Here is a 16,442-nt window from a genome sequence, read left to right as displayed (position 1 = left end):
ACGTCCTTCCATTCGTGCGGCGCAACGGCTCTCTCCCGAAAGTGCGCGCGGTGGGCCTGATACTCGCCGCGGTTCATCTGGCCCTGGTGGGATGGCTGCTGCTACGACCGCAGTACGTCGCCTGGGTCGACGCGCCGAACCTGCGCCCCCTGGCGACGATCCGCACCGACCTCGCCCTGCCGCCCCTGGCGGCGGCCCGCGCGCTGGGTGCCGGACTGGTGCTGCTGGCCCCGCTGGGGGTGCTGCTGCCCATGGCCGGGGGGCGGGCACGGGTCTCCGGCGCGGGTTCGTTCGCGCGGACGGTGTTCGCCGGGCTGATGATCTCGCTGGCCCTCGAGTTCATGCAGACCGGTGTGCCGGGCCAGATCTTCGACGTGGACGCCCTGCTGCTCAACACCGCGGGCGTCGCGCTGACGCACCTCGCGGTCGTGCCGGCCGCGCGGGCCTGGCTGCGGCGGCGCGGTGCGCGGGTCACGGCCCCGGGCCCGGCCGGCTCTCGGGGCCGGACCCCGAGGATTTCCAGGGTCGGGGTCGCCCCGTAGAGCGATGATTCGCGGTGGTATGCGCTCGTACGGTGATGTCATCGGCCGGAGGGACCGGCCTGGAACTCCCGAAGGAGCACCCGCCATGTCGTCTCTGGTCCGCCCGCGTCACGGCCGGATGATCGCCGGGGTCTGCGCCGGGCTCGCCGACCGGTTCGGCACCTCGCACACCACGATGCGCGTGATCTTCCTGCTCTCCTGCCTGCTGCCCGGCCCGCAGTTCCTGCTCTACCTGGCGCTGTGGATCGTGCTGCCCGCCGAGGGGCGTACCTCGGCCGCGATGTAGCCGCCGGCGCCACGACGCGCGAGGGCCGCACCCCCGGTGGGGGTGCGGCCCTCGCGCACGGACGGGGTCAGCCGCCGATGGGCAGGCCCTGCAGCGGGAGCTGGCCCAGGGGGAGCTGCCCGATCGGCAGCTTGCCGATGGGCAGGCCACCGAGCAGCGTGTTGAGCGCGACGGGGGTGTTCTGCGCGCCGGGGACGACGCTGCCCGTCTTGGGCAGGTTGCCGGCGAGCGAGTCGAGCGGGACCGACTTGGCCACCTGGTTGACCGGCAGAGAGGTGGCCGGCAGGTTCGGCACCTGGGGCAGGCCCATGTCGGTCGTCGCCGGGGCGGCGGATGCGGCGCCCGCGGCGGCACCGACGAAGGCCACGCCCAGCGCGGCGGCACCGAGAGTCTTGACGGTTCCGGTCTTCATGGTTGCGATCCTCGTGATGGGGGAGATGGAGCGTCCGCCGCGCCGGCACACGGGCCGTAACCGCGGGAATCCGGAACGTAGCGAGGCGGGGCACCGCGGCGCAAGCGGACGCGCACGGCCGCGCGCCGCGCCGTCACCGCCCCGGCGCGCCCCCGCCCGCCCCGCCGGTCACTCCCCCTCGGACGCGGAACCGCTGGCCGAGGGCGGTGCGGCGGACGTCTGGCGGAACAACCACTCGGCCTTCAGTTCGGCGTATCCGGGCTTGATGACGTCATTGATCATCGCCAGCCGTTCATCGAAAGGGATGAACGCGGACTTCATCGCGTTGACCGTGAACCACTGCATGTCGTCGAGGGTGTACCCGAAGGCGCTCACCAGCTCGCCGAACTCGCGGCTCATGCTCGTACCGCTCATCAGCCGGTTGTCGGTGTTCACGGTGACGCGGAAGTGCAGCCGGCGCAGCAGACCGATGGGGTGCTCGGCGTAGGAGGCGGCGGCGCCGGTCTGCAGGTTGGAGGTCGGGCACATCTCCAGGGGGATGCGCTTGTCGCGCACGTAGTCGGCGAGCCGGCCGAGGGTGACCGTGCCGTCGTCGGCGACCTGGATGTCGTCGATGATGCGCACGCCGTGGCCGAGCCGGTCGGCGCCGCACCACTGCAGGGCCTGCCAGATGGAGGGCAGGCCGAACGCCTCGCCGGCGTGGATGGTGAAGTGGAAGTTCTCCCGCTTCAGGTACTCGAAGGCGTCCAGGTGGCGGGTGGGCGGGAAGCCCGCCTCGGCGCCCGCGATGTCGAACCCGACGACGCCGCGGTCGCGGTGGGCGTTGGCGAGTTCGGCGATCTCCTGGGAGCGGGCGGCGTGCCGCATCGCGGTGAGCAGCACGCCGACCCGGATGCGGTGGCCGGCCTCGCGGGCCCGGCGCTCGCCCTCCCGGAAGCCCTCGTTGACGGCCTCGACGACCTGCTCCAGTCCGAGCCCGCGCTCGACGTGGAGTTCGGGGGCGTACCGCACCTCGGCGTAGACGACGCCGTCGGCCGCCAGGTCCTCCGCGCACTCGGCGGCGACCCGGTGGAGCGCCTCGGGGGTCTGCATGACGCCGACGGTGTGCGAGAACGTCTCCAAGTACCGTTCCAGGGAGCCGGAGTCGGCCGCCTCGCGGAACCAGGTGCCGAGCTTGTCCGGGTCGGTCTCCGGCAGGGCGTCGTAGCCCGCCGCACGCGCCAGGTCGACGACGGTTCCGGGGCGCACGCCGCCGTCGAGATGGTCGTGCAGCAGGACCTTCGGCGCGCGCCGGATCTGCTCGGGCGTGGGGGTCGCCCCGGGCGAGGCCGGGGGCAGGGCGACCGTGCGTGGGCTCGTCATTGCCGCACGATATCCCCTACGCGCGTAGAACCCGTGGATGATGCCGAATATTGACCTCCCGGCCAGGTCGTGCACACCTTCCCGTCTGCCATGGTTACGCCATGGCTTCGCAAGCTTTACCGGTGCGTGGTGCGCGGTTGGGAAAGAGAGTCACTCCGGGGCTGACCCCGGCGGCACGGCGGGAATCGGACGAGACGGTCCGGGCCGCCGTACTCGTGCTGCCCGGGGGCAGCGCGCTGAGCACGCGCCGGCGTTCGCCGGTGGCGGCCGCCGCCGTGGTGCCCCTGGCCCGGCGGCTGGTCCGGGCGGCCGGCCGGGGCGAGGGCCTGGCCGTGCACGTCGTGCACTACCGCTTCCGCGGCTGGAATGGGGGTCACGCCCACCCCGCGGAGGACGCCCAGTGGGCCGTGGACGAGGTCGTACAGCGGTACGGCGACGTGCCGGTGGCCCTGGTCGGCATGGACATGGGCGGCCGCGCGGCACTGCGGGCGGCCGGCCACCCGGCCGTCAACTCCGTCGTGGCGATGGCCCCGTGGCTGCCCGACGCCCTGGAGCCCGATCCCGTCAAGCAGTTGATCGGCCGCCACGTGATGATCGTGCACGGCACGAACGACCACTCCACCCACCCCGACCTGTCCTACCGGCTCGCCGAGCGCGCGAAGAAGGTCAATCGGGACGTGTGCCGCTTCGAGGTGCACTCCGACGGCCATCTGCTGACCGAGCACCGTTCCGAAGTCTCCGCGCTGGCCGCCGACTTCGTCCTCGGGACCCTGCTGGGACGTTCCTTCGCCCGTCCGGTCGCCGATGCCCTCGCCGCCCCTCCCCCGCTCGGTCTGCGCATGCCGCTGGCGGCGGGTTTCGGCCGCGCTCCGCTGCACTGACGGGCCCTCGGCACCAAGAGCTGTCCCGGCGTTCGCCTGCGCGCCGCACGGCCGTACGGCCCGTGTCGGCGGGGCGGGGAAACATCGCCACAGCCGGTGGAAAGTGAGGTCCGTCATGTGTCTGCACCAGCCGCAATGCCCGTCCGCCGACGCTTCCGACCGTGAGGCGGCGCATGTGACGGCGTCCCACAGCGAGCAGGGCTGGAGTCTGCTGTGCAACGGCGTCCTGCTCTTCGAGGACACCGGGGAGATCCTGCCCGACGGCCGGGTCGTCGATCCGCGCCGTCCGACGGACGCGCAACTCACCCCGGGATGAGCCTGCCGCGCCGCCCGACCAGGAACTTCTTGAAGGCCGCCACGGGCGCCGTGTCCGGGTGACCGCCGAGCCAGGCCACCCCGATCTCGCGCACCGCGCGCGGCGCCGTCACCGACAGCTCCACCACACCGGGACGGGGCACCAGCGGCGGTGGCAGCAGCGCCACTCCCAGCCCCGCGGCGACCAGGCCGCGCAGCGTCTCCGTCTCCTCGCCCTCGAAGGCGACGCGCGGGGTGAAACCGGCCTCGGCGCAGAGGGTGTCGGCGATCCGCCGCAGCCCGTAGCCCGGTTCGAGGGTGACGAAGAGTTCACCGGCGGCCTCCGCGAGCCGGATCCTGCGCCGTCCCGCGAGCCGGTGGTCGGCGGGCACGACCAGCCGCAGCCGCTGCTCGTCCAGGCGCCGGGTGACCAGATCGGGCGCGTCGGGGACCGGTGAGGTCAGGCAGAGGTCCAGCTGACCCGCGCGCAGGCCGGCCAGCATCGCCTCGCTGTAGTTCTGCACGAGCTGGAACCGCACCCGCGGGTGGTCGGCGCGGAACTCCCGCAGCAGGGCCGGTACGGTCTCCGAGCCGAGAGTGTGCAGGAAGCCGAAGGCGACGAGCCCGGTCTCCGGGTCGGCTCCGGCGCGTGCCGACTCCGCCGACCGCTCCACCTCCGCCAGCGCGCGCTCCACGGAGCCGAGGAAGCCGCGCCCGGCGGGGGTGAGCGAGACGGTGCGCCCCTGGCGGGCGAAGAGCGTGACGCCCAGATCGGTCTCCAGCCGGACCATCGCCCGGCTGAGCGTCGACTGCGGCACGCCCAGCTCCCGCGCCGCCCGGGTCACGTGCTCGTGTCGCGCGACCGCCGCGAACTGCGCGAGCCGCGGCGCGAGGACGGCCGCCCAGGACGCGCTGTCCAGCTCCGCGCGGATGTCGCCCGCGTCACGGGACGGCGGAACCGGCGTCGTTGACCTCGCCTCATGCACCATAGGAACGATTATGGCCAGTCCGTGCATTGGACGCATGAAACGGACCGGTCCTAGCGTGGGGACATGCCTCCTGCCGATACAGGGGCGTCCGCCGTGACACGGCCGGACGCCGCCTTCGCCGACGCGCTCCGCCCGGGCGGACCCGGCTACCGCCGCGCCAATGTGGCGCTGTTCGCCGCCGGTCTCGCGACCTTCGCCCTGCTCTACTCGACACAGGCCCTGCTGCCCGCGCTCTCCGCGGGCCTCTCGCTCACCCCGGCGCAGGCCAGCCTCACCGTCTCGGCCACCACGGCCGCACTCGCGCTGGCCCTGCTGCCGGTGAGCGCGCTGAGCGAGAAGTACGGCCGTACCGCGGTGATGACGACCTCGGTGTTCAGCGCCTCGGCACTCGCCCTGGTCATCCCCTTCGCCCCGGACCTGACCACGCTCGTGGTCCTGCGCGCCATGCAGGGCGTGGCCCTGGCGGGGCTGCCCGCGACGGCCATGGCCTACCTGGCCGAGGAGATCCACCCCAAGGCGGTGGCCTCCGCGATCGGACTGTACGTGGCGGGCAACAGCATCGGCGGGATGAGCTCCCGGGTCCTGACCGGCGCCCTGGCCCAGGCCTTCGGCTGGCGCACCGCGCTGTTCGCCGCCGGCGCCATGGCGCTGCTGTGCGCCGTCGCCTTCCGCCTGCTGATCCCGCCCGCGCGCAACTTTCGTCCGGGGCCGGTCAATCCGGCGGCCCTGCTGCGCACCGTCGCGGGCCACCTGCGGACGCCGCTGCTGCGCCGCCTCTACGCGATCGGGCTGCTCTTCATGGCGGTCTTCGGCGCCGTCTACAACGTCCTGGGCTACCGGCTCGGCGAGGAGCCCTTCGGCCTCTCCCAGACCGCCATCGGCCTCATCTTCCTGGTCTACCTGGTGGGTACCGCCGCCTCGGCGGCCTCGGGCGTGCTGCACGGCCGTATAGGCCGTCGCGGCGCCCTGTACGTCGCCGCGGGGCTCGTGACCACCGGCTTGCTGCTGAGCCTCGCGAACTCCCTCGTGGCCGTGCTCACCGGCCTGGTGCTGATCACCGCCGGCTTCTTCACCGGTCACGCCATCGCCTCCGGCTCCGTCAGCCGCACCGCCACCACCGGCCGCGCCCAGGCCTCCGCCCTCTATCTGACGGCGTACTACATCGGCAACAGCCTCGGCGGCACCCTGGGGGCGTCCGCCTTCCACTCGGCGGGCTGGGACGGCACGGTCGTGCTCTGCCTCGCCGCGGTCGTGGGCGTCGCCGCGATCACCCTGCACGCCACCCGGCGCGCCCTCGCCGAGCACCGCGGCCGGGCGGTCCGCACCGCCGGCTGAGCCGCGCGCACCACGCGGAGGGGAAGCGAGCGGGGCCGGTGGACGTCCACCGGCCCCGCTCCCTGTCCCCTCACCGGGGCCCGCCCGGTCAGGCGATACGGTCCAGCACGATCGGCCGGGGCGTGAACGCCGTGCCCGCCGCGGAGATCTCGACGCCGCCGTCGAGTGCCGCCAGGGCGTAGTCGAACTTCTCCGGGGTGTCGGTGTGCAGGGTCAGCAGCGGCTGCCCCTGCGTGACCGTCGCGCCGGGCTTGGCGTGGATCTCGACACCGGCACCGGCCTGCACCGGGTCCTCCTTGCGGGCGCGGCCCGCACCGAGGCGCCAGGCGGCGACGCCGACGGCGTAGGCGTCCAGCCCGGTGAGCACGCCGGACTTCTCCGCGGTGACCACGTGCCGCTCCCGCGCGACGGGCAGCACCGCGTCCGGGTCGCCGCCCTGGGCGGCGATCATGCGGCGCCACACGTCCATGGCGGAGCCGTCGGCCAGTGCCTTGGCGGGGTCGGCGTCCTTCAGGCCGGCCGCGTCGAGCATCTCGCGGGCCAGCGCGATGGTCAGCTCCACCACGTCGGCGGGACCGCCGCCCGCCAGCACCTCGACGGACTCGCGGACCTCCAGGGCGTTGCCCGCGGTCAGGCCCAGCGGGGTCGCCATGTCGGTCAGCAGGGCGACCGTCCGCACGCCGTGGTCGGTGCCCAGGCCCACCATGGTGGAGGCCAGTTCGCGGGCCTGCTCCAGGTTCTTCATGAAGGCGCCGGAGCCGACCTTGACGTCGAGCACGAGCGAGCCCGTGCCCTCGGCGATCTTCTTCGACATGATCGAGGAGGCGATCAGCGGGATCGCCTCGACGGTGCCGGTCACGTCGCGCAGCGCGTACAGCTTCTTGTCCGCCGGGGCGAGGCCGTCGCCCGCCGCGCAGATGACCGCGCCGGCGTCGCCCAGGACCCGCAGCATCTCCTCGTTGGACAGCAGCGCCCGCCAGCCGGGGATGGACTCCAGCTTGTCCAGGGTGCCCCCGGTGTGGCCGAGGCCCCGCCCGGACAGCTGGGGCACGGCGGCGCCGCAGGCGGCCACGACGGGCGCGAGCGGCAGCGTGATCTTGTCGCCGACACCGCCGGTGGAGTGCTTGTCGGCGGTGGGCCGCGGCAGCGAGGAGAAGTCCATGCGCTCGCCGCTGTTGATCATCGCCGCGGTCCAGCGGGCGATCTCCGCCCGGTCCATGCCGTTGAGCAGGATCGCCATGGCGAGCGCGGACATCTGCTCGTCGGCGACCTCACCCTTGGTGTAGGCGTCGATGACCCAGTCGATCTGCCCGTCGTCGAGACGGCCGCCGTCGCGCTTGGTGCGGATGACGGAAATGGCGTCCATAGTTCACGTACCTTCTCAGCGGTTGGTCAGGTCGTCCGGGCCGAACGCGTCGGGCAGGACGTCCCGCATGGTGCGGATGCCGTCGGACATCTCGACCAGCAGATCGGGGCCGCCGTGCTCCCACAGCAGCTGGCGGCAGCGGCCGCAGGGCATCAGCTGGTCGCCGTTGCGGTCGACGCAGGTGAACGCGACGAGCCGGCCGCCCCCCGTCGCGTGCAGGAGCGAGACCAGTCCGCACTCTGCGCACAGGCCGAGGCCGTAGCTGGCGTTCTCCACGTTGCACGCGGCGATGACACGGCCGTCGTCCACCAGGGCGGCCGCTCCCACCGGGAAGTGGGAGTAGGGCACATAGGCCCGGGACATGGCGTCCCGGGCCTGCGCCCGCAGGCCCTCCCAGTCGACCCCGCCGGGGTCGGCCGGGCCCGCGGTGCCGGTCACTTTCCTTGACCCTTTCGGTAGCGCATACCGTCAGCCTTGGGCATGCGCAGGCGTTGCGCCGACAGGGAGAGCACCAGCAGGGTGACGACGTACGGGGTCGCGCCGACGAACTCGGCCGGGACCTCGTCGGTGAGCAGGTACCAGACCAGCACCAGCGCGCCCACGGCCAGGCTGGTCACGCCCTGCCACAGGTTGCGCTTCCACAGCTTCCAGGCGCCGAGCAGCACCAGCAGGACCACCAGGAGCAGCAGCAGCGCGTGGACGGTGGGACCGCCGTTGCGCAGCTGGAGCGCGTCGGAGTAGCCGAACAGGCCGGCGCCGGCGGCGAGACCGCCCACCCGCCAGTTGCCGAAGATCATCGCGGCGAGACCGATGTAGCCGCGGCCGCCGGTCTGGCCCTCCAGGTAGATGTGCGTGGGCACCATCGCCAGGAAGGCGCCGCCGAGGCCGGCGAGGGCACCGGAGACGATCACGGCGACGTACTTGTACAGGTACACGTTGACGCCGAGCGACTCGGCGGCCACCGGGTTCTCGCCGGCCGACCGCAGCCGCAGGCCGAAGGCCGTGCGCCACAGCAGGAAGAAGCTGCCGACGAAGAGCACGGCGGCGACGAGCGTCAGCGCCGAGACGTCGGTGACGAGTCCGCCGATGACGCCGGCGAGGTCGGAGACGAAGAACCAGCCGTGCTTCTCGATGCCGCCCAGCCAGTCGGACAGCCCGGGGATGTCGAACGACGGCAGCGAGTCGATCGGCGGGGACTGCTTGGGGTTGCCGCCCTTGGCCGCCGCCTCGCCGTTGGTGAACCACAGCTTGGCGAGGTACTGCGTCGCGCCGAGCGCCAGGATGTTGATGGCCACACCGGAGATGATGTGGTCGACGCCGAAGGTGACGGTCGCGACCGCGTGGACCAGACCGCCGACCGCGCCGCCGACGACACCGGCGAGCACGCCGATCCAGGGGTTGGTCTGCCAGCCGGCCCAGGCACCGAAGAAGGTGCCGAGGATCATCATGCCCTCGAGGCCGATGTTGACCACGCCGGAGCGCTCGGACCACAGACCGGCCAGACCGGCCAGACCGATCGGCACGGCGAGACCGAGGGCCGCGGTGATCTGGCCCTGCGCGGTGAGCTGGTCCTGGCCCGTGACGATCCGTACGACCGACACCAGCGCCAGCGCGGCGGCGACGATCAGCAGGATCATCGGGAAGGAGAGGCGGAACGTGCGGCCCTTGGTGCCGGCCGACTTGGGAGCCGCGGGCGGCGGGGTGCGGGTCGTCGTGGCGGTCACGCCGTCACCTCCTTCTTGATGCCGGCCTGGGCTGCGAGCTGCTCCCCGACCTTCTGCTGCTGGCGCTTGAGGCCGTAGCGGCGGACGAGCTCGTAGGCGATGACGACACTGAGGACGATGACGCCCTGCATGACGCCGACGATCTCCTTGTCGTAGCCGTCGAACTCCAGGCGGCCGGAGCCGCGCTCCAGGAAGCCCCACAGCAGCGCGGCCAGCGCGACGCCGATCGGGTTGTTGCGGCCGAGCAGCGCCACCGAGATGCCGGTGAAGCCGATGCCGGCCGGGAAGAGGTCGGCACCGTACGCGTGGACGTCGTTCAGCAGCAGCGGCAGACCGGTCAGGCCCGCCAGGCCGCCGGAGATCAGCATGCTGATGACGACCATGCGCTTGACGCTGACGCCGCTGGCGGTGGCCGCGCTCTCGGACAGGCCGACGCTGCGCAGGTCGAAGCCGAAGCGGGTGCGGCCGAGGACGAACCAGTAGCCGACGCCGATGATCACGGCGAGGACGACGAAGCCGTAGATCTGGCCGATGTCCTCACCCATGTCGAAGTTGAACAGGTGGCCGGACGAGGGCAGCGGCGTGGTCGACACGGACGTCTGCGCCTTGTCGAGGTGGCCGAGCCGGCCCGCCTTGAGGAAGTAGCCGACGATCGACAGCGCGATCGCGTTCAGCATGATGGTCGCGATGACCTCGCTGACGCCGCGGGTGGTCTTCAGGACGCCCGCGATGCCGGCCCACATACCGCCGACCACCATGGCCACCACGATGATCAGCGGGATCTGCAGGAAGCTCGGCAGGGTCACCGCCCCGCCGACCGCGGCGGCGAAGAAGACGCCGAGCCGGTACTGGCCCTCGACGCCGATGTTGAACAGGTTCATGCGGAAGCCGACGGCGACCGCGATACCCGCGATGTAGTAGGTGGTCGCCTTGTTGAGGATCTCGACCTGGCTGTCGCTCTTGAAGCCGTAGTCGATCATCGTGCTGAAGGCGCCGAACGGCTCCTTGCCGGTGGCCAGCAGCACGAGTGCGGTGATCACGAACGAGGCGACGATCGCCAGCACGGGCGCGGCGACCGCGAGGAGCAGCCGCTCCTTGTCGATCTTCTTCATCGGTCCTCTCCCCCGTTGGCGGCGTCGCCGTTCTCGTGCTCGAGATGACCGGCGGCGGCGCCCGTCATCGCGGAGCCCAGCTGCTCCGGGGTGATGGTGGCGGGGTCGGCGTCGGCGACCAGGCGGCCGCGGTACATGACGCGCAGGGTGTCGGACAGGCCGATCAGCTCGTCCAGGTCGGCGGAGATCAGCAGTACGGCCAGGCCGTCGCGCCGGGCCTCGCGGATCTGGTCCCAGATCTGGGCCTGGGCGCCGACGTCCACACCCCGGGTGGGGTGCGCGGCGATCAGCAGCTTCGGCTGGTGGCTCATCTCGCGGCCGACGATCAGCTTCTGCTGGTTGCCGCCGGACAGGGACGCGGCGGTGACCTCGATACCGGGGGTGCGGACGTCGTACTCGCGCACGATCCGCTCGGTGTCGCGACGGGCCGCGGCCGGGTCCAGGAGGACGCCCTTGCTGTTCGGGCGCTCGGTGACGTGGCCGAGGATGCGGTTCTCCCACAGCGGGGCCTCCAGCAGCAGCGCGTGCCGGTGGCGGTCCTCGGGGATGTAGCCGATGCCGTCCTCGCGGCGCTTGCGCGTCGGGAGGTGGGTGATGTCCGTGGTGCCGAGGGTGATCCGGCCGGCGTCGGGCGCGAGGATGCCCATGATCGCCTCGACCAGTTCCGCCTGGCCGTTGCCCTCGACGCCCGCGATGCCCAGGATCTCGCCCTTGTGGATGGTCAGCGAGATCCGGTCCAGGACGACGCGCTCGATGCCCTCCAGGTCGGTCTCCGACAGGTGCAGACCGTCGACGGTCAGCATCGGGACGTCGGTGACCGTGGACTCGCGGGTCTCCGGGGACGGCAGTTCGCTGCCGACCATGAGTTCCGCGAGCTGCTTGGGGGTCGTGGTCTTCGGGTCGGCGGAGCCGACCGTGGTGCCGCGCCGGATGACCGTGATCTCGTCCGCGACGGAGAGCACCTCGCCGAGCTTGTGCGAGATGAAGATGACGGTCAGGCCCTCGGCCTTCAGACCGCGCAGGTTGTCGAAGAGCGCGTCGACCTCCTGCGGGACCAGGACCGCCGTCGGCTCGTCGAGGATCAGCGTACGGGCGCCTCGGAAGAGGACCTTGAGGATCTCGACACGCTGACGGTCGGCGACACCGAGGTCTTCCACCAGGACGTCCGGCCGCACTCCGAGGCCGTAGGCGTCCGAGATCTCCTTGATCCGGGCACGGGCGCGGCCGCCGATGCCGTGGAGCTTCTCGCTGCCGAGCACGACGTTCTCGAGGACCGTGAGGTTGTCGGCGAGCATGAAGTGCTGGTGCACCATGCCGATGCCGCGGGCGATGGCGTCGCCCGGGTCGTGGAAGGTGACGCGCTCGCCGTCGACGGTGATGGTGCCCTCGTCCGGCTTCTGCATGCCGTAGAGGATCTTCATCAGGGTCGACTTGCCGGCGCCGTTCTCGCCCACGAGGGCGTGCACGGTGCCGCGGCGGACGGTGATGTCGATGTCGTGGTTGGCCACGACACCGGGAAATCGCTTGGTGATGCCGCGCAGTTCGACGGCATGGGGGCTAGGGGGACTGGGGGTGCTGGACGCGTTGATGACGCACTCTCCTCGCGGAAAAGAGCGGGGCGGGGCGGGTGTGGCGAACGTACCGCGAGGAGGGAACTCTATGCGCGTAGCGTTGCCAGATCCATAGTGGTGCGAGTCAGAACAGAAACCACCGGGACCGATACGGGCGGAACGCAGGCGCGAGGCCCGGTGGGGGAGAGCCTGGGCTATCCCCCACCGAGCCTCGCGACCGTGACTCAGAGGAGACCGGGCGTCACTTGACGGTCGTGTTGACCTTGATGTCGCCGCTCACGATCTTCTGCTTGGCCGCGTCCAGCTGGGACTTGATGTCGTCGATGAAGCCACCGCTGGTGGCCAGGCCGACGCCGTCCTTGGCGAGGTCGTAGCTCTGGGTGCCGGTCAGCGGGGCGCCGTCCTTGACGGACTTGACCGCGTCGTACACCGCGACGTCCACGTTCTTCAGCGCGGAGGTCAGGATCGACTTCTGGTACTTGACCAGACCGGTCTGCGCGTACTGGTCGGAGTCGACACCGATCGCCCAGGCGCCGGTCTTGCCGGCGACGGCCTCGATCGCGCCGTTGCCGGAGGAGCCGGCCGCGGCGTAGACGACGTCGACGCCCTTGTCGAGCATGCCCTGCGCGGCCGCCTTGCCCTTGGCCGGGTCGGAGAAGCCGGACAGGTCGGAGCCGCTGGTCAGGTACTGGGTGGTGACCGTGACCTTCGGGTTGGTCTCCGTGACGCCCTGGCGGAAGCCGGCCTCGAACTTGTTGATCAGCGGAATGTCCACACCGCCGATGAAGCCGACCTTGTTGTCCTTGGTCTTCAGCGCGGCGGCGACGCCGGCGAGGTAGGAGCTCTGCTCCTCGGTGAAGACGATGCTGTCGACGTTCTTGGCGTCCACGACGGAGTCGACGATCGCGAAGGTGGTCTTGGGGTACTTCGCGGCGGCGGCCTTGATCGAGTCACCGTAGGCGAAGCCGACACCGATGACCGGGTTGTAGCCCGCGTCCGCCAGGTCCTCGAGGCGCTGCTCGCGGTCGGCCTCGGTGTCCGAGGTCTTCGCGGTGAGCTCCTTGACGTCGATCCCGAAGTCCGTCTTGGCCTTGTCCAGGCCCGCGGCGGCGGAGTCGTTGAACGAGTGGTCGCCACGGCCACCCACGTCGTAGGCGACGCCGACCTTGAGCTTGCCGCCCTTGTCGCTGTCGCTGGCACTGTCCTTGGAGCTGCTGCCGCAAGCGGTCGCGGTGAGCGCGAGGGCCGCGGAGGCTATGCCCGCGGCGGCGAACTTGGTTACCCGGCGCAAGAGGGTACCCCTTCACTAGAAGCGCCCCGTCCGGCGCTGGCTTAACCGGGAGCTTAACGCGCGTAGATGTCAGGTAAAGGGGGGTTGGCGGCCCGTTATCGGATCGACGCATTTCGGCCAGGTGACCCGGCCGTGTCAGCCGGGTCACCCACCGTCATGCCAGCAGCGCAGCGGAGGTGAAGAGCTCCACCCCGACCTTGATCGCGCCCTCGTCGACGTCGAAGTCACCTTGATGCAGATCACGCTTGGAAGTGTCCCCCAGGGGACGCACCCCGAGCCGCGCGAGGGCACCCGGCACCTGCTCCAGATACCAGGAGAAGTCCTCGCCACCGAGGCTCTGCTCGGTGTCCTCGACGGTGTGCGCGCCGTAGCGGGCCGTCATGGCGTCGCGCAGCAGTTCCGTCGAGTCGTGCTCGTTGACCACCGGCGGGACGCCCCGGTGGTACGTCAGCTCCCACTTGGCGCGATACATGCCGGCGATCTGGTCGATCACCTCGTGCACCAGGTCCGGGGCCTCGTGCCAGGCGGTCAGGTCCAGGCAGCGGACCGTGCCCTCCAGTTCGGCGTGCTGCGGGATCACGTTGCAGGCGTGGCCGGCCTCGATACGGCCCCACACGACGCTCATCCCGGACCGCGGGTCGATCCGGCGGGCCAGGACGGCCGGCAGCTCGGTGGCCATCTTGGCGGTGGCCGTCACCAGGTCGGTGGTCAGGTGGGGGCGGGCGGTGTGGCCGCCCGCGCCGTCCAGGGAGAGCTCCAGGCGGTCCACCGCCGAGGTGATCGGCCCTTGCCGCAGTCCGATCCGGCCGACGTCGACCTTGGGGTCGCAGTGCACGGCCAGGATGCGGCCCACGCCGTCCAGCGCGTTCGCCTTGATGGCGTCCAGCGCCCCGCCCGGCATGACCTCCTCGGCCGGCTGGAACACCAGCCGCACCGGCCGCCGCAGCTTGCCCTCGCGCAGCAGCTCCGCCAGCACCAGGCCGGCGCCCAGCACCACCGTGGTGTGCACGTCGTGGCCGCAGGCGTGCGCCCGGCCGGGAACCGTCGAACGGTAGTCGACCCGCTTGGTGTCCGGGATCGGCAGCGCGTCCAGATCGGCGCGCAGGGCCAGCCGGGGCCGCTCCGGGTCCGTCTCCCCGATGTCGCAGATCAGGCCCGTCCCGCCCGGCATCACGCGGGGCTTGAGACCGGCCTGCTCCAGGCGGGCCTTCACCGCGGCCGTCGTGCGGAACTCCTGGCGGCCCAGTTCGGGATGCATGTGCACATCCCGCCGGAACGCCACGAGCTCCGTCCGCAGGCGCTCGGGGAGCACACCCAGAAGGGCGTCGTCCGGCGCGGCGGGAACGGTTGGGGCCACTGACACAGGGGTTCCGGAGGGTTCGGAGGGTGAGTCGTTCACCTCCGACAGGCTAGACCGCATCTGCACTCCCGATCGCTGGATCGCCGATAATTCATTCCGCGCGAGGAAGAAAAACTCCCCCTTCGGCGCGTACCCGGCTCCGTACAGGGGTATCAACACGGTTTAGCCCTCGCCACTCCATAGTGGCTCAACGATCGCCCCGTCGCGAGGCAACGCTCGGTGAGCGGCGTCACCCTGACCTGGGAAGCAACCCCGCGGAGGCGGGCTGCGTCAGCGCGGTCCGAGCAGCCGGGAGTAGAGGTCCAGGAGCGGGGCGGACTGCGTCTGCCAGGACCATTCGCGCAGGGTGTCGCCGCGGTCGTACGCCTTCCGGTAGCGCCGCGGATTGGTCAGCACGGCACCGACGGCGCGCACGAAGTCGGCGGTGTCCAGGGACCGGAACACCTCGCCGTTGCCGATCTCCAGCGTCGGCCGCGCCAGCACCCGGACGTCGCTGACGACCACCGGCAACCGGGCGTGGGCGTACTCGAAGTAGCGGGCCGGCAGGGCCACCTGCTGCGCGGGCAGGCGGTGCACGGGCAGCACGCCGATGTCCGCGGAGGCGAGGAAGCCCGGGATCTCGGCGGGCGGCACGTAGGGCAGCACGTGCAGGCGGCCCTCGACACCGAGCTCCGCGGCGCGGTCGGTGAGGACGCGTACATAGGCGTCGCCGGGGTCGGGGACGACCAGGGCGGCGTGCAGGTCGTACAGCTTGGGCAGCGCCTCGATGACCGTCAGCAGTCCGCGGGCCGGGCCGACCGCGCCGCTGTGGACCAGGAGGGGGACCTCGGGGGCCAGATGGCAGTGGTCACGCACCCCGGAACGCGACGAGGAGGCCGAGGAGGCCGAGGACGACGGAGCCTCGTACGGCGGCGCGTTGCGCGCCACGGCCGGGCGGGCGGCGAGGCCGTGGCGCTCGCGCAGCCGGTCGGCATAGGTCTCGGCGACGGTGACGACGCCGTCGATGAGCGGCACATAGGTGCGCTCGTGGGCGTCACGGGCGACGGCGGCCCGGTGGCTGGGCTCGGTCTTGGCCGTGGTGTCCCAGACGACCTCGACACGGTGCCCGGTGCCCTCCGCGCGCAGCGCGGCGCGGACGGCGGTGCCCAGGGTGCGGTGCCCCAGCGCGTGCACCAGGTGCGGGCGCAGCTCGTCCAGGACCGGCCCGTAGGCGATCTCCAGGTCGAGCAGCAGCGGGTCCAGCCGGCGCCAGCAGCGCTTGCCGAACAGCAGGCGCGTGCTGGTGGTGGACAGCCGGTCCAGCAGCCCGTCGGGCGTCGCCCTGCGGCGGACGGCGGCGCGGTACTGCGCCGAGCGCAGGGCGGTCCAGGCCCGGCGCACCGCGTGCTGCACCCGCGCGCCGCCGTGGCCGAGCCGGGCTGCGGCCTTCACCGGTAAAGGGCGGTGGATCACGTCCAGCTCGGCCTGCCGGGAGGCCACCAGGGCCGTGTGGGCGACGACGAAGGCGTTGCGGTACGCGTAGGACTCCGCGCTCCGGTAGGCCAGGGCGCGCAGCAGGCCCGGACGGGGGCGTTGCAGGCGCCTGCGGTGCAGGGTCTCGGGGACGGCGACGCGGATCATGCGCACGCCCTCGGGCGCGATGCCGCCCCCGTCGACCCGGCAGTCCTGGCGGTCCTGGCAGTCCTGGCAGCCGGGGCCCTCGGCGGCCCGGCCGATGATCGTGACCTCGTACCCCGCTTCGGCGGCGGCCGCCGCCACGCGGTGCGCCCGTGAGTCGCGCTCCAGCGCACTGTCCGCGAGAACCGCGATGCGCCGCGCGGGCCTCGGTGCCGTTGCCATGGAGCAAGGCAACCCGATTCGGGTGACTGATCGGTTACGTACGGCTTGCGCGGAGCGGAACGCCCCCGGCAGCCGGAA

General features: G+C 71.9%; 16 protein-coding genes. 5 read left to right on the top strand and 11 right to left on the bottom strand.

Features of this window, described 5'->3' with window-relative positions; genetic code table 11:
* Positions 1-50: 50 nt before the first annotated feature.
* Positions 51-542 carry a VanZ family protein gene (locus tag ACFYXS_RS25220; RefSeq protein WP_389251928.1) on the top strand — a complete coding sequence of 164 codons (492 nt, stop codon included), beginning with the start codon at positions 51-53 and terminating at the stop codon, positions 540-542.
* Between the two features lie 85 nt (positions 543-627).
* Positions 628-828: a PspC domain-containing protein gene (locus ACFYXS_RS25215; RefSeq protein WP_389251926.1), complete on the top strand. Its 201-nt coding sequence runs from the start codon at positions 628-630 to the stop codon at positions 826-828.
* Between the two features lie 67 nt (positions 829-895).
* On the opposite strand, the gene ACFYXS_RS25210 is transcribed toward ACFYXS_RS25215, so the two are convergent.
* Positions 896-1,240, bottom strand: coding sequence for a hypothetical protein (locus tag ACFYXS_RS25210; protein ID WP_389251924.1), 345 nt, complete (start codon positions 1,238-1,240; stop codon positions 896-898).
* 168 nt (positions 1,241-1,408) lie between these two features.
* Positions 1,409-2,602: an adenosine deaminase gene (locus tag ACFYXS_RS25205; protein WP_389251922.1), complete on the bottom strand. Its 1,194-nt coding sequence runs from the start codon at positions 2,600-2,602 to the stop codon at positions 1,409-1,411.
* 101 nt (positions 2,603-2,703) lie between these two features.
* Between ACFYXS_RS25205 and ACFYXS_RS25200 the strand changes: the two genes are divergently transcribed.
* Entirely contained in the window at positions 2,704-3,483 is a 780-nt protein-coding gene (locus ACFYXS_RS25200) for a dienelactone hydrolase family protein (protein WP_389251920.1), read from the top strand.
* A 115-nt stretch (positions 3,484-3,598) separates the two neighbouring features.
* A complete protein-coding gene (locus ACFYXS_RS25195) occupies positions 3,599-3,799 on the top strand; it encodes a DUF5999 family protein (protein ID WP_389251918.1) in 201 nt (66 codons plus the stop codon).
* Here the strand turns inward: ACFYXS_RS25195 and ACFYXS_RS25190 are convergent.
* Positions 3,786-4,766 (bottom strand): LysR family transcriptional regulator, encoded by a 981-nt coding sequence (locus tag ACFYXS_RS25190; protein ID WP_389251915.1) that lies wholly within the window; start codon positions 4,764-4,766, stop codon positions 3,786-3,788. The genes ACFYXS_RS25195 and ACFYXS_RS25190 overlap by 14 nt on opposite strands.
* Positions 4,767-4,829: 63 nt before the next feature.
* Between ACFYXS_RS25190 and ACFYXS_RS25185 the strand changes: the two genes are divergently transcribed.
* The gene (locus ACFYXS_RS25185) at positions 4,830-6,101 is read left to right on the top strand and encodes an MFS transporter (RefSeq protein WP_389251913.1); all 1,272 of its coding nucleotides are present in this window, start codon (positions 4,830-4,832) and stop codon (positions 6,099-6,101) included.
* Between the two features lie 88 nt (positions 6,102-6,189).
* Here ACFYXS_RS25185 and ACFYXS_RS25180 read toward each other — a convergent pair whose 3' ends face one another.
* The 8 genes from ACFYXS_RS25180 to ACFYXS_RS25145 all read right to left on the bottom strand — a co-directional run bounded on the left by ACFYXS_RS25180 (position 6,190) and on the right by ACFYXS_RS25145 (position 16,364).
* Complete coding sequence (locus ACFYXS_RS25180; RefSeq protein WP_389251911.1) at positions 6,190-7,467, bottom strand: thymidine phosphorylase; 1,278 nt, start codon at positions 7,465-7,467, stop codon at positions 6,190-6,192.
* A gap of 15 nt (positions 7,468-7,482) precedes the next feature.
* On the bottom strand, positions 7,483-7,905 hold the full coding sequence (locus ACFYXS_RS25175) for a cytidine deaminase (RefSeq protein ID WP_389251909.1): 423 nt from the start codon (positions 7,903-7,905) through the stop codon (positions 7,483-7,485).
* Complete coding sequence (locus tag ACFYXS_RS25170) at positions 7,902-9,191, bottom strand: ABC transporter permease (RefSeq protein WP_389251907.1); 1,290 nt, start codon at positions 9,189-9,191, stop codon at positions 7,902-7,904. The genes ACFYXS_RS25175 and ACFYXS_RS25170 overlap by 4 nt, the downstream gene beginning before the upstream one ends.
* Complete coding sequence (locus tag ACFYXS_RS25165; protein WP_389251905.1) at positions 9,188-10,303, bottom strand: ABC transporter permease; 1,116 nt, start codon at positions 10,301-10,303, stop codon at positions 9,188-9,190. Before ACFYXS_RS25165 ends, ACFYXS_RS25170 begins: the two co-directional genes overlap by 4 nt.
* Positions 10,300-11,892 (bottom strand): ABC transporter ATP-binding protein, encoded by a 1,593-nt coding sequence (locus tag ACFYXS_RS25160; protein ID WP_389252284.1) that lies wholly within the window; start codon positions 11,890-11,892, stop codon positions 10,300-10,302. The genes ACFYXS_RS25165 and ACFYXS_RS25160 overlap by 4 nt, the downstream gene beginning before the upstream one ends.
* Before the next feature lie 223 nt (positions 11,893-12,115).
* The gene (locus ACFYXS_RS25155) at positions 12,116-13,165 is read right to left on the bottom strand and encodes a BMP family protein (protein WP_389251903.1); all 1,050 of its coding nucleotides are present in this window, start codon (positions 13,163-13,165) and stop codon (positions 12,116-12,118) included.
* A gap of 154 nt (positions 13,166-13,319) precedes the next feature.
* Positions 13,320-14,522, bottom strand: coding sequence for an amidohydrolase (locus ACFYXS_RS25150; RefSeq protein WP_389252282.1), 1,203 nt, complete (start codon positions 14,520-14,522; stop codon positions 13,320-13,322).
* Positions 14,523-14,795: 273 nt separating this feature from the next.
* Positions 14,796-16,364, bottom strand: a complete 1,569-nt coding sequence (locus ACFYXS_RS25145; RefSeq protein ID WP_389251900.1) for a glycosyltransferase — start codon at positions 16,362-16,364, stop codon at positions 14,796-14,798.
* Positions 16,365-16,442 lie beyond the last annotated feature (78 nt).

This window comes from Streptomyces sp. NPDC002574 (assembly GCF_042889545.1).
Lineage (GTDB): Bacteria > Actinomycetota > Actinomycetes > Streptomycetales > Streptomycetaceae > Actinacidiphila.
This window is presented reverse-complemented; position numbering and strand designations above follow the sequence as displayed.

Bases quoted from the DNA above. Each gene is read 5' to 3' on its own strand.
- ACFYXS_RS25215 (WP_389251926.1), top strand. From the start codon at position 628: ATGTCGTCTCTGGTCCGCCCGCGTCACGGCCGGATGATCGCCGGGGTC.
- ACFYXS_RS25210 (WP_389251924.1), bottom strand. From the start codon at position 1,240: ATGAAGACCGGAACCGTCAAGACTCTCGGTGCCGCCGCGCTGGGCGTG.
- ACFYXS_RS25205 (WP_389251922.1), bottom strand. From the start codon at position 2,602: ATGACGAGCCCACGCACGGTCGCCCTGCCCCCGGCCTCGCCCGGGGCG.
- ACFYXS_RS25200 (WP_389251920.1), top strand. From the start codon at position 2,704: ATGGCTTCGCAAGCTTTACCGGTGCGTGGTGCGCGGTTGGGAAAGAGA.
- ACFYXS_RS25195 (WP_389251918.1), top strand. From the start codon at position 3,599: ATGTGTCTGCACCAGCCGCAATGCCCGTCCGCCGACGCTTCCGACCGT.
- ACFYXS_RS25190 (WP_389251915.1), bottom strand. From the start codon at position 4,766: ATGGTGCATGAGGCGAGGTCAACGACGCCGGTTCCGCCGTCCCGTGAC.
- ACFYXS_RS25185 (WP_389251913.1), top strand. From the start codon at position 4,830: ATGCCTCCTGCCGATACAGGGGCGTCCGCCGTGACACGGCCGGACGCC.
- ACFYXS_RS25180 (WP_389251911.1), bottom strand. From the start codon at position 7,467: ATGGACGCCATTTCCGTCATCCGCACCAAGCGCGACGGCGGCCGTCTC.
- ACFYXS_RS25165 (WP_389251905.1), bottom strand. From the start codon at position 10,303: ATGAAGAAGATCGACAAGGAGCGGCTGCTCCTCGCGGTCGCCGCGCCC.
- ACFYXS_RS25145 (WP_389251900.1), bottom strand. From the start codon at position 16,364: ATGGCAACGGCACCGAGGCCCGCGCGGCGCATCGCGGTTCTCGCGGAC.